Genomic DNA, 12230 nt, shown 5'->3' with positions numbered 1-12230 from the left:
TTTTTTTGTGGTATACCTTTATAAAGAAGGGTTAAAAACAAACCCAATATTGAAAAAAGCTTTAATTTTTTTATTATTGATCCATGAAGCATCAAATAAAATAGGCCCTAGAAAGGTGTCAAAAGAAACCGTAGCCCCGCCAGAAAGTAAAAGGCTTGTATTGACTTGATTTTGCCATTCACCTTTTGGGTTGCTAAAGTTTTTGCTAAACTCGTTAAAGTTCTTAAAGCCTAATATAGCAAAATCACAATGTGGGATTAAATAAATGTTAGTAGTCAAATGGGTTTGTAGTCCGATATTGCCTTTAATAAATTGACTTGGATTGACTTCATTTTCTTGTAATCCCATAAATTTCACCCCTCTTTTTATTGGGTTGGCAAAATAACCTCCCAAAAAGAAATTGGAAGTATAGCCATAAATTGTTGCCGAGATTTTCTCCCCTTTAGCACTGTCTTCAAAAGTGAAACCTGCATTGGCACCAAGAATTAGGGTGTTTTTATCAAGCGGAATGCGGGCTTCATAATTTGTACTAAATTGTGTGAAAGGGGTCAATGCTCCACTAAAATTAGGGATATTCGTGTTCACTAAATTATAGTCTATATCCTGTATCAATGAACGGCTAAGCTTAATCTCAATTTTGTTTCCATTGGTTGCAAAAAAAACTTTGTTTAAATTATTTAAGGAATAATAAACATTGGCCTGAAACAAGTTGAGATAATAACTCGATAAAAAGAAACGGTTATTAAATTCGGCCCCAGTTTTAGGGCGTAAATGGGTGTAATTATAATCTAAACTAAAACCAAAATAACTCTTTAAGAAATTAATATTCTTATTGATTTGGTTTTCGAATACAATCCCGTTAAATAAAATATTTTCAGCTTTTTTGTTGTCTATATAAACATCTTGGGTTAACGATTGGGTATACAACTCTGATCGCCACCACCATGATTTATCTTTGGAGAATATCTTTTGATATTGCACTCTAAGTCGAGGTTGTTGAGCAATATCACCTGTGATAAGTATTCTTGATGATTCGCCTAAAAGATTTCTTCCGGTATAATTTACAATGGCACCAAACCCACGAAAGGTGTCAAAATGTAACGAGGCTTTGATTTGATGTTTATAATACTCAGAGGCTTCAATGGTTACTATATTTTTATTTTTTTCACTAGTAGTCGAAAAATAAATTTGATTAAACAAATTGGTTCCCATAGCTTTTCTAGCTCCATCAGCAATTTCATTGACTGTATAATTTTGAAACGGAGCAAGTCCTGATCGTTGCTCGACTAGATTAAGATTAGCTTTGCTTATGTTTTTGTAAACAATAGAGTCGATTAACTGACTATTTTGATGGGTTGTAATTGTGTGCTTAATGTTTTTGTAAGGTTTTAGTTGGTTGGCTAGTGCAATAAGTGCACTTAGGTTTTGGTTGGTGGCCACTTTACCTTGATTATAGATTTCGTTGGCGGCCCCAAAATCACCTGTGGAATAAGTTAAATTTGGAAAATGACTTAAAAGAATGTCACACAGTTTTTTATTGTCTTCGTTTTTAAGGTTACTTGTAAGCATGGTAGCTTGAAAAAGTAAATTGGATAAATTTTCTAAATCTTTTGCGGTAACTTTTTCATCACCTACATCACTACCTATTATAATATCAGCGCCCATTTTTTTTGCGATGTCTGTAGGGAAATTATCAAGTAACCCACCATCAACAAGGACCGTATTGTTATGAAATATAGGACTAAAAGCACCAGGAATGGACATGCTTGCACGCATAGCCAAAGCTAAAGACCCTTCGTCTAGGGTCACTAATTTTCCATTAAGAATATCAGTGGCTACAGCACGATAGGGAATAGTCAACTCATCAAAATTGGTCACATGATATACAGGATTGGTTAGAACGGCTAAAAATTCTCTTAAATTTTGATCATTTAAGAGCGAAGGTTTGATTTTTGGTTTATAATTTTTGACGTCAATATCGATTAGATAACGATCAAATTCACCCATCTCTTCAACACTTACATTGTTTAAGGAAATTTTCCCGCCTAGGAGTTCGTTCCATTTGACTGTTTTGGCAATTTTGGCAATACTATCTCCAGAATATCCCATGGCATATAAGCCACCCACTATGCTGCCCATACTAGTACCAACGATTAGGTCTGGAACTATTCCTAAGGAATCTAGGGTTTGTAAAAGGGGGATATGAGCCACCCCTTTGGCACCACCACCACTAAGTACTAAAGCAACTTTTGGTTTTTGAGTTTGACCCCACAGAATCGTGGTACTCGTCCATAAACCTAGACAGAAAAAATAAAGGATGGTTTTTTTCAAAATACTGTGGATTTAATGTGATTTATGTTCTCTAAAGATAGGATTAAAGTTCAGAAGAAAATAAAAGGGTGTCCTTTTGTCCCGAATTTTTTAATAATTTAAAATGGGAATGTATCGCATTTAGTGCGTGACGACTTTGGTAGGGCAACTGATTTTCTTCTGCATATTTTTGAATAATGGGGGTTATTTTGGGATAATAGGTGTGTCCAACCGTAGGAAACAGATGATGCGCAACATGATGGGTAAATCCTCCGTATAAAAAATCAAAGAGGGGATGACCGGCATTAAAATCTCTCGTTACTCTCATTTGATGTTCGGCCCAAGTAAGATTCATTTTGCCGTCTTTTGGTACTTCTGGAAAGATAGAGTCTTCGTCAACATGAGTCGAGATTAGTGCTACTACACCAAAGAGACTAGAACAAAGGTGCATGACAAGCCAAGCCAAAAGAATCGTTGTGAATTTTTGATCAAGCATCCAAAATGGGATTAACAGCATATAGCATAAATTGAAAATTTTAGAAACAAAAAGTTTAAGGTATTCCATACGAGGAATGGTATATACGCGTTTAAGATAATTGTCTTTGGTGCCAAAAAAATCTTTAAAATCCCGAATGAACAACCAAATAAGGGTGTAAAATGGATACAGCAACCACATATAAATATGTTGGTATTGATGAAATGAATATCTTGGACTATTGGGAAATATACGAACCACATCACTTTGCTTAATATCGCAATCCCAATGCTGGATATTTGGGTATGGATGGTGTAGTATTAAATGGCGCTGAATCCAAATCTCGCTATTCGATCCAAAGAGATCCACAATATAGCAAAAGGTTCTGTTTTGCTTTTTAGTAAAAAAAAGGGCGCCGTGACTGGCATCATGAAAGGAGTTTACAAATAGTAAAATCATCGAAAACCCCATAAAAAGATACGAAAGAAATAATAGGGGAGTGGAGTTGCCAAAAAGAAGAATGCTGCTATAGGAAGCTATAAAAATGAGCAACAACAATAAGGCTTTTAGCCTATTTCTGTACTTAGGTTTTTTATCTTTCAAAACCTTTTCTTGGACTTCTTTGTTTAATTTTCTGAAAAAATCATCTTTCCCAGGGCGTAGAAATTCGGGTTTAACTTCAGTATTGTTCATAACGCAATAGTTTAGTAATAGAATTTATTTACATCATAAAAATATTCAAAAAAAATTAATTTTGTTTTGATTTGTAGTGGTTTAGTTTGTTATCGATGATTTCTTAAATACAAAACCCTTACAGTACAACTGAATGTAGTTCAGTTTCCTGTAAGGGTTTTGTCTTAATTCTTTGTACTTAATTCTTACTACTAGTATCTGTAATATTCAGGCTTAAATGGACCTTGAACTTCAACACCAATATATTCTGCTTGATCAGGACGTAAAGTCTCTAATTCAACACCTAATTTGGCTAAGTGTAATCTTGCTACTTTTTCATCTAAATGCTTTGGTAACATATACACTTCATTTTTGTAAGCGGCACTGTTTTTCCACAATTCGATTTGAGCCAACGTTTGGTTAGTAAATGAGTTACTCATTACAAAACTTGGGTGACCTGTAGCACAACCAAGGTTAACCAAACGACCTTCAGCTAAGATGATGATGTCATTACCGTTGATAGTATATTTGTCAACTTGTGGTTTGATTTCAATTTTTGAAGCACCGTGGTTTTTGTTCAACCAAGCCATATCAATTTCGTTATCAAAGTGTCCGATGTTACAAACGATAGTTTTGTCTTTCATTTTTTCAAAATGAGAACCCAAAACGATGTCTTTGTTTCCAGTTGTAGTGATAATGATATCAGCTGTAGCGATAACAGTGTCTAATTTTTTAACTTCAAAACCGTCCATTGCAGCTTGTAAAGCACAAATTGGATCAATTTCAGTAACCGTTACAATAGATCCAGCACCTCTAAAAGAAGCAGCTGTTCCTTTTCCTACGTCTCCGTATCCACAAACGATTACTCTTTTTCCAGCCAACATAATATCGGTAGCACGACGAACTGCATCAACAGCAGATTCTTTACAACCGTATTTGTTGTCAAATTTAGATTTAGTAACCGAGTCGTTTACGTTGATCGCTGGCATTGGTAATGTTCCCGCTTTTACTCTTTCGTATAATCTGTGAACACCAGTAGTAGTTTCTTCAGACAATCCTTTGATTCCAGGAACTAATTCTGGGTAACGATCAATAACCATATTAGTCAAATCTCCACCGTCATCCAAAATCATATTCAATGGTTTTCTGTCTTCACCAAAGAATAATGTTTGCTCAATACACCAATCAAACGATTCTTCGTCAAGACCTTTCCAAGCATACACCTGAATTCCAGCAGCAGCAATAGCAGCAGCAGCCTGATCTTGAGTAGAAAAAATGTTACATGAACTCCAAGTCACTTCAGCTCCAAGCGCAATCAAAGTCTCGATCAAAACTGCAGTTTGAATCGTCATGTGTAAACATCCTGCAATACGAGCTCCCTTCAAAGGTTGTTCGTCTTTGTATTCTTCACGAAGTGCCATCAAACCTGGCATTTCAGCTTCTGCTAATTCAATTTCTTTTCTTCCCCAAGCTGCTAAGGAAATGTCTTTCACTTTGTAAGCCACATAAGGCATAGTTGCTGTACTCATTTATAGTATATTTGTATATTGAAATTTTTTGCAAATTTACGCAATAAGTTTAGAAATAAACGAATTTCTATAAGATTTGTGAATTGTTTAATTTGTTAATAATTAGATTCTTAACTAAAGTCGCTGTTGAATCAAAAGGAGTAGTTTTTTTTAAGGAGCTAATCCTGCTGTCCACTATATCTTGTATGGCGAACCCCGCCATACAAGGATGCCGTTCCCATCAGGGCTAGGCAATGTGCTAAACAACAAGAGAATTGTATTCAAAAACCAAACTATAAACGATACCTTATTTACAAATGCCGTTATTCAAAACCCTCCAGTATACTCAAGAAACCACACTCTACGTTTGGCACATCACCGAGACGTTCTCGGATTTATACGAACAAGTGCACTTAAATGCAGTAAGTACAAAACGACTCAACGGAATGAAGTCCCAACTGCACCAACGCGCCTTTTTGAGTGTTCGAAAATTACTAGCCGAAGCTGGATATACCGACTTTGATTTGTATTACGATGCTTCAGGTAAACCTCATTTGAATGACAAAAAATACATATCCATCACCCATTCCCACGAATTCTCTGCCATTATCATAAGCACTCAAACCGTCGGGATTGATATCGAATTGCAACGAGAAAAAATCCTTCGCATCGCCGATAAATTTGTCGATACTGCTGAGTTATCTCGACTGCAAAGCTTCTCAACAGAAGATTATATTCGCAAGGTAACCGTAAAATGGGGTGCCAAAGAAGCCATTTTCAAAATATGCAACGAGAAAGGTATTAGTTTTAAGAACCACATCAAAGTCAGTCCATTTGAGTTAGACCAAAAAGAAACCACAGCCATTTTGGATTTCGAAAAAAAGCAGCAATGGTTTACTATTTGCTTTGATGAGTTCGATTCTTTTACTCTAGTTTATGCTTTTGAAAAAAACTAGCAATAGTATGTATTCTTTCAGTAGTTTTGTGTCAACTCAGCAAATAGCTGTAAGATGATTATTATGAAAAACATTTATCAAGATATTCTATTGGCAAAAAAAGAAAAACGCAAGCTCCTTGCTATTCTTCTCGATCCCGATAAAATTAGTTTAAAAGAAGTTCCTCTTTTAATAGATAAGATTATAACATCACCTGCAACTCACGTTTTTATTGGAGGAAGCCATGTAACTCATAATATTATAGATGAGTTGATTCTCCTGATTAAAAGCAGTTGTGAGTTACCTATTGTGCTTTTTCCTGGCAATCCATCTCAAATTTCTATTCACGCCGATGGTATTTTGTTTTTGTCCTTACTATCAGGCCGCAATCCCGATTTTTTAATCGAACATCAGGTAAAAGCAGCGCCAATTCTCAAAAAAACCGACTTAGAAATTATTCCTACCAGTTATCTATTAATAGAAAGTGGTAACGAAACGGCAGTAGCTCGCGTGAGTAAAACAACACCCATATCACGAATCGATGTCGAGGAGGTTTGTAATACCGCGATGGCAGGCGAAATGCTAGGGCATAAGCTCATTTATCTCGAGGCAGGAAGTGGCGCAAAACAATCGGTTCCACTAGAAATGATTCGGGAAGTTGCAAAAAATACCACTATTCCTTTGATTGTTGGTGGAGGCATTACCTCTTTGTTAGGGATACAAAATGCGTATGAAGCAGGAGCTGATGTGGTAGTAATCGGAACTGCTTTTGAAAATGACCTAAATTTCTTTACTTCATGATAGAATTTTTCATCAAGCAATACCAAAACGCAACAAATACACAAATTGCCTTAGAATTCATCGCATTCGTTTTTGGAATTCTGAGTGTTTACTTTGCACGAAAAGAAAACATCTGGGTGTATCCCACCGGTTTAATTTCGACCATCATAACGGTCTATCTTTTATACCAAGCCAGTTATTATGGCGACATGACCATGAATATTTATTATTCCATCATGAGTGTTTACGGCTGGTACAAGTGGATGTCAAAATCCAACCAATCGAATCTGGCAATTACACGCACATCAAAATACGAAAAAACAATTGGTTTAGTTCTATTTCTAATCACTCTTTTTGCCACTTATCTGGTGTATGATTTTTTTGACTATACACTTGAAATTCCTAATTATATTGATATTTTTACGTCAGGTATTTTTTTTACAGCCATGTGGTATATGGCCTTAAAGAAAATTGAAAACTGGTCTTTATGGATTCTTGGCGATTGTATTGCAGTCCCGTTATTTGCCTATAGAGGATTAGGAATGCTGGCTTTACAATATTTAATTTTTACAATTTTGGCCATCTTGGCTTATTTAGAATGGAAGAAAATCTTAAACAGCTCACCAAAGCAGGAGCTTCAGAAATAATACGAATTGCTATTTTTGGGCCTGAATCTACAGGTAAAACTACTTTGGCCAAACAATTAGCCGAGTATTATAAAACAGTTTGGGTGCCCGAATTTGCCCGAGATTATCTCCAAGAAAAATTAGATAGCGGGCGTGGCATTTGTGACATCGATGATATGCTGCCTATTGCTTATGGCCAAACCAAATTAGAAAATGAAAGCGCTGCTATCGCAAATGGTTATTTGTTTTGTGATACCAATCTAATGGTGACCAAAGTGTTTTCTGAACTGTATTACAATTTTTGCGATTCCTTGTTGGATAAAGCGGCTAGAGCGCATCAATACGATTTGTTTTTCCTTACTGATATTGACGTGCCTTGGGAAGATGACGGTTTGAGAGATAGTCCCGAAGGAAGAGAATCTATTTTTTCGGTATTCAAACAGTCACTTGTTGATAACAAAAAACCATTTATTACGCTAACGGGTGATAAAGAAACCCGTTTGAACAAAGCAATAGCTATCCTAGAAGAGTTACGTAAGGCTAAAAAAATGGGAATCGATTCTTTGGATTTTGTACAGATCTATGAACACGGTATTCCCATAGCCAAAGTACAAGAACAATTGACTATTTATAAAAACGGAATTGTCAAAACCATTTTAGATAGACCTGCAACAATTGATGATGGAATTTTGCATTTAACAACGGAGATGTTTGTAGAGAAAGCTGCTTTTTTTGATGCTAATAAAGCCTCTTTAAAGTTAAAAAAATTAGTACCAGCTTCAGGTGCGGCAACGCGTATGTTCAACTTCTTGAACGAATTTTTAAAGGATTTCCATTATAATTCAGAAAGTATTAATGCTTACATAAATAGGAAACACGATTTGGAACTGTCACTTTTTATTGTTGGGATGGATAAATTTCCTTTTTATAAGGCCATAGATCAACAACTTCGAGCTGATTTTTCTGATTTTGATTTTTGGTCAGCAGATCAGAAAAATTATTATTTTATTACCTATTTATTGCATTCGGATTATTTTGATTTTGCGAGTAAACCCAAAGGCGTTTTGCCTTTTCATCAGTATAGCGATCATGTTGCTACTCCATTTGAAGAACATTTAAATGAAAGTGTGGTCTATGCCTCAGTGCAACAAAAATCATTTTTGCATTTTACCATTACTCAGGAACATCAAGTATTATTTGAAAAATTAGAGCAAGAATTAAAAAGTAACATCGAAGCGCAGTCCAAAACAACAATTGAGATTGGGTATTCGTATCAAGATAAATCTACCGATTCTGTAATAGTTGATGCCAATAATCATTTGGTGAAGAACCAATTTAATGAACTTTTATTTCGACCAGGTGGTCATGGTGCTTTGATTGAAAACCTTAATGCTTTGGATGCTGACATTGTTTTTATTAAGAACATCGATAATGTCATTCAAAATCATTTAGAGGCTATTGCCCTATACAAAAAAGGATTGGCTGGGATTTTAGTAACATTGCAACAGCGCGTTTTTAAGTATGTAGCAGCCATTCAGCAACAACAAGTAAGTGAATCAGAGGTTGCCGAAATCATGACTTTTATCCAAAATGAATTGAGTATTGAGTTAAACAAAGGATTTTCAAAATTTACTTTTGAAAATAAGCTAAACGACTTGCTATATGTTTTAGATCGTCCTATTCGCGTATGTGGTATGGTGAAAAATGAAGGAGAACCTGGTGGCGGTCCTTTTTGGGTAATTGATGGCAAAGGGAGAACGACTTTACAAATTGTTGAGTCTTCTCAAGTTGATTTAAAAAATGAAAAGCAGCAACTTATATTAGAAAGTGCTACTCATTTTAACCCAGTAGATTTGGTATGTGGAATAAAAAATTACAAGAATCAAAAGTTTGATTTAAGCCAGTTTGTAGATCATAATAGCGGATTTATCGTAGAAAGAAAGTTGGGAAACGACATCATAAAATCCTATGAATTGCCAGGTTTATGGAATGGAGCCATGGCCAAGTGGATTACCGTTTTTGTTGAGGTTCCAATGGTGACTTTTAATCCTGTTAAAAATGTCAATGATTTGCTCAAGCCTACCCATCAACCCCATCAAACATTGTAAAAATGAATGCCGAAAAAATAGTAAGTGAACTGCAATTTAAGGCCGTTAGAAGCAGTGGAGCAGGAGGGCAAAACGTCAATAAAGTAGCTTCTAAAGTGGTTTTAACTTTTGATTTGAAACAATCTCAGGCCTTAACCGATGAAGAAAAAATAGTATTAGAGAACAAATTAGCCAATAGATTAACCTCAGAACAACTCCTGATCTTGCAATGTGATGAAGACCGAAGTCAACTCAAAAACAAAGCGATTGTAATCAAGCGTTTTTTGACGATAATCCGAGCAGGTTTGTTTGTAGCCAAAGAAAGAAAAGCCACTAAAATCCCAAAATCGGCCATAAGAAAACGCATTAAGGATAAAAAGAGTTTGTCAGATATAAAACAATCTAGAAGGAAGCCCGATTTTTAGTAGTTTCAAAAACTTTAAACTTTAGACTTGGAACTTCAAACAAATGATTTATATTTGCCCCGTCTCAAAGGGGTGCTCTAAATAACGAGCTGAGATCATACCCAAAGAACCTGGGCGGGTAATGCTGCCAAGGGAAAAAATGACAAAATACTAGAGTGCACGCTATTGTCTTGTCATAGAAACAAATCATTTATTAATTTAAAACAAAAGAATAATTCCCCCTTTTATTCGTAAAACTATTTACGGATGAACACTTTATTTTTTTCAAAAAGTACAAAGAACAATGTACAAAGCACAAAGACAGTTCTTTTACGTCTTTTTTCTATTCTCTTTTTTCTATGCTCTAGTATCACTTTTGCACAAGTACAAGACACTACCAAAGTCAACCAATTGGATGATGTTTTGGTGTCGGCAGTACGTGTAACTTCTAAAACTCCGGTTTCTTTTAGCAATTTGACTAAAAAGCAAATCCAGTTCCGCAATTTAGGTCAGGACATTCCAACACTTATGAATTATATGCCTTCGGTAGTTACTACTTCGGATGCAGGTAACGGAATTGGCTATTCTGGGATACGTGTTCGTGGTAGCGATGCCACCCGAGTAAACGTAACCATCAACGGCATTCCATACAATGATTCTGAGAGCCACGGTACCTATTGGGTGAATATGCCTGATTTTGTTTCTTCGGTAGAAAGTATTCAACTGCAGCGCGGTGTAGGAACTTCTACCAATGGTTCAGGAGCCTTTGGAGCGAGTTTGAATATGCTAACCGATTCGTATACCAAGGAAGCAAGTGCTGAAATTGCCAGCTCAGTAGGAAGTTTTAATACCTTAAAAAACACAGTTAAATTCAGTACGGGTTTGTTAAACGACCATTTTGAAATCGCAGGACGTTTATCTGTTTTACAATCTGACGGGTACATTGACCGCGCTAGTTCAGACTTAAAATCGTATTTCTTGCAAGGAACTTATGTAGGGAAAACTACTTTACTAAAAGCCTTGGTTTTTGGTGGAAAAGAAAAAACATACCAAGCTTGGAACGGGATTGATGGTGCAACGCTGAATAGCGACCGAACCTTTAATTCGGCTGGAATGTATACAGACGAGGCAGGAAATACTCGTTTTTATGATAATGAAACCGATAACTACCAACAAGACCACTCGCAATTGCATTGGAACGAAAGATGGTCGGATAACTGGAGTTCTAATTTTGCCTTGCATTATACCAAAGGGAAAGGCTATTACGAAAATTACAAAGAAGACGCTACCTTTTCTAGTTATGGATTGACCCCGATTGTCATTAATGGAACTACGATTGACAAAACGGATTTGGTGCGCCAAAAATGGTTAGACAATGATTTTTATGGCACCACTTTTTCTGCTAATTATAGTAATGATGCCTTACAATTAATTTTGGGTGGAGGTTATAATAAGTATGAAGGTCTTCATTTTGGAAAAGTAATTTGGGCACGTTACGCTTCTCAAAGTGAATTGGGAGACCGTTATTATGAAGATTTTGCTACTAAAACTGATGGGAACTTTTTTGCTAAAGCCAATTATCAAGTTTCAGAGCAATTGAGTTTGTATGGTGATTTGCAATACCGTCACGTACAGTACAAAGCCGATAGTCCAGAAACGGGCTTGGTGAATGATACCTTTCGCTTTTTTAATCCCAAAGCAGGTTTGAATTTTAAGTTCGACGAGGCAAACACGATGTATTTTTCGTATGCGAGAGCCAACCGCGAACCGAATCGCACCGATTATGAAAATGGAGGCGTTCGACCTGAAACCTTAGATGACTTTGAATTGGGATGGCGTTTGAACAATTCAACAATACAACTGAATACCAATATCTACTATATGGCATATAAAAACCAGTTGATTTTGACTGGAAAGTTAGATGATGTGGGAGCACCTATTCGTTCCAATAGTGAAAAAAGCTATCGTTTAGGTCTTGAGGTGGATGCCACTATTGCTTTGTCTGAACGATGGATGGTGCGTCCTAACTTTACTTTAAGTGCTAATAAGAATGAAGATTTGAATGTTACAGGAACGTACTATGGAACAAGAGATATTGCTTATTCTCCTTCAGTAATTGTGGGCAATGTATTGGTGTTTTCGCCTATTAAAGCTTTGCATTTGTCTTTGTTGCAAAAATTTGTAGGAGAGCAATTTATGAACAACATCGAGTTGCCTGCTGCAAAACTGGCTGATTACTTTGTAAATGACTTCAATGTGAGTTATACCTTTAAACCCAAAACAATTTTTAAAGAAATTGTGTTAAGCGGATTAGTGAATAATATTTTGGATAAAAAGTATGTGTCTAATGGGTATATGTATGATATCTATCCTTATTACTATCCACAAGCAGGAATTAATTTCTTAGCAGGATTGAATTTAAAGTTTTAATTT

General features: G+C 35.9%; 9 protein-coding genes. 6 read left to right on the top strand and 3 right to left on the bottom strand.

Features of this window, described 5'->3' with window-relative positions; translation table 11 throughout:
* Nucleotides 1-18: 18 nt before the first annotated feature.
* From ACSVH5_RS07555 to ahcY, 3 genes are all read right to left on the bottom strand, one after another.
* Nucleotides 19-2331, bottom strand: a complete 2313-nt coding sequence (locus ACSVH5_RS07555) for a patatin-like phospholipase family protein (RefSeq protein WP_438060831.1) — start codon at nt 2329-2331, stop codon at nt 19-21.
* Nucleotides 2332-2374: 43 nt separating this feature from the next.
* Nucleotides 2375-3478 (bottom strand): fatty acid desaturase family protein, encoded by a 1104-nt coding sequence (locus ACSVH5_RS07550; protein ID WP_438060830.1) that lies wholly within the window; start codon nt 3476-3478, stop codon nt 2375-2377.
* A gap of 191 nt (nt 3479-3669) precedes the next feature.
* Nucleotides 3670-4986: an adenosylhomocysteinase gene (ahcY, locus tag ACSVH5_RS07545; RefSeq protein ID WP_438060829.1), complete on the bottom strand. Its 1317-nt coding sequence runs from the start codon at nt 4984-4986 to the stop codon at nt 3670-3672.
* A gap of 296 nt (nt 4987-5282) precedes the next feature.
* Here ahcY and ACSVH5_RS07540 point away from each other — a divergent pair, with 296 nt between their 5' ends.
* The 6 genes from ACSVH5_RS07540 to ACSVH5_RS07515 all read left to right on the top strand — a co-directional run bounded on the left by ACSVH5_RS07540 (nt 5283) and on the right by ACSVH5_RS07515 (nt 12227).
* Nucleotides 5283-5921, top strand: coding sequence for a 4'-phosphopantetheinyl transferase family protein (locus ACSVH5_RS07540; protein ID WP_438060828.1), 639 nt, complete (start codon nt 5283-5285; stop codon nt 5919-5921).
* Nucleotides 5922-5984: 63 nt separating this feature from the next.
* Nucleotides 5985-6701 (top strand): geranylgeranylglyceryl/heptaprenylglyceryl phosphate synthase, encoded by a 717-nt coding sequence (locus tag ACSVH5_RS07535; protein WP_438060827.1) that lies wholly within the window; start codon nt 5985-5987, stop codon nt 6699-6701.
* Nucleotides 6698-7327 (top strand): nicotinamide riboside transporter PnuC, encoded by a 630-nt coding sequence (pnuC, locus tag ACSVH5_RS07530; protein WP_438060826.1) that lies wholly within the window; start codon nt 6698-6700, stop codon nt 7325-7327. Before ACSVH5_RS07535 ends, pnuC begins: the two co-directional genes overlap by 4 nt.
* Complete coding sequence (locus tag ACSVH5_RS07525) at nt 7279-9414, top strand: DUF4301 family protein (protein ID WP_438060825.1); 2136 nt, start codon at nt 7279-7281, stop codon at nt 9412-9414. The genes pnuC and ACSVH5_RS07525 overlap by 49 nt, the downstream gene beginning before the upstream one ends.
* Before the next feature lie 2 nt (nt 9415-9416).
* Nucleotides 9417-9818 (top strand): alternative ribosome rescue aminoacyl-tRNA hydrolase ArfB, encoded by a 402-nt coding sequence (gene arfB, locus ACSVH5_RS07520; protein ID WP_438060824.1) that lies wholly within the window; start codon nt 9417-9419, stop codon nt 9816-9818.
* A gap of 246 nt (nt 9819-10064) precedes the next feature.
* Nucleotides 10065-12227, top strand: coding sequence for a TonB-dependent receptor (locus tag ACSVH5_RS07515; protein ID WP_438060823.1), 2163 nt, complete (start codon nt 10065-10067; stop codon nt 12225-12227).
* Nucleotides 12228-12230: the final 3 nt, after the last annotated feature.

Source organism: Flavobacterium sp. RSSA_27, from assembly GCF_051547125.1.
Lineage (GTDB): Bacteria > Bacteroidota > Bacteroidia > Flavobacteriales > Flavobacteriaceae > Flavobacterium.
This window is presented reverse-complemented; position numbering and strand designations above follow the sequence as displayed.

Bases quoted from the DNA above. Each gene is read 5' to 3' on its own strand.
- ahcY (WP_438060829.1), bottom strand. From the start codon at position 4,986: ATGAGTACAGCAACTATGCCTTATGTGGCTTACAAAGTGAAAGACATT.
- ACSVH5_RS07550 (WP_438060830.1), bottom strand. From the start codon at position 3,478: ATGAACAATACTGAAGTTAAACCCGAATTTCTACGCCCTGGGAAAGAT.
- ACSVH5_RS07525 (WP_438060825.1), top strand. From the start codon at position 7,279: ATGGAAGAAAATCTTAAACAGCTCACCAAAGCAGGAGCTTCAGAAATA.
- ACSVH5_RS07515 (WP_438060823.1), top strand. From the start codon at position 10,065: ATGAACACTTTATTTTTTTCAAAAAGTACAAAGAACAATGTACAAAGC.
- ACSVH5_RS07535 (WP_438060827.1), top strand. From the start codon at position 5,985: ATGAAAAACATTTATCAAGATATTCTATTGGCAAAAAAAGAAAAACGC.
- ACSVH5_RS07540 (WP_438060828.1), top strand. From the start codon at position 5,283: ATGCCGTTATTCAAAACCCTCCAGTATACTCAAGAAACCACACTCTAC.
- arfB (WP_438060824.1), top strand. From the start codon at position 9,417: ATGAATGCCGAAAAAATAGTAAGTGAACTGCAATTTAAGGCCGTTAGA.
- pnuC (WP_438060826.1), top strand. From the start codon at position 6,698: ATGATAGAATTTTTCATCAAGCAATACCAAAACGCAACAAATACACAA.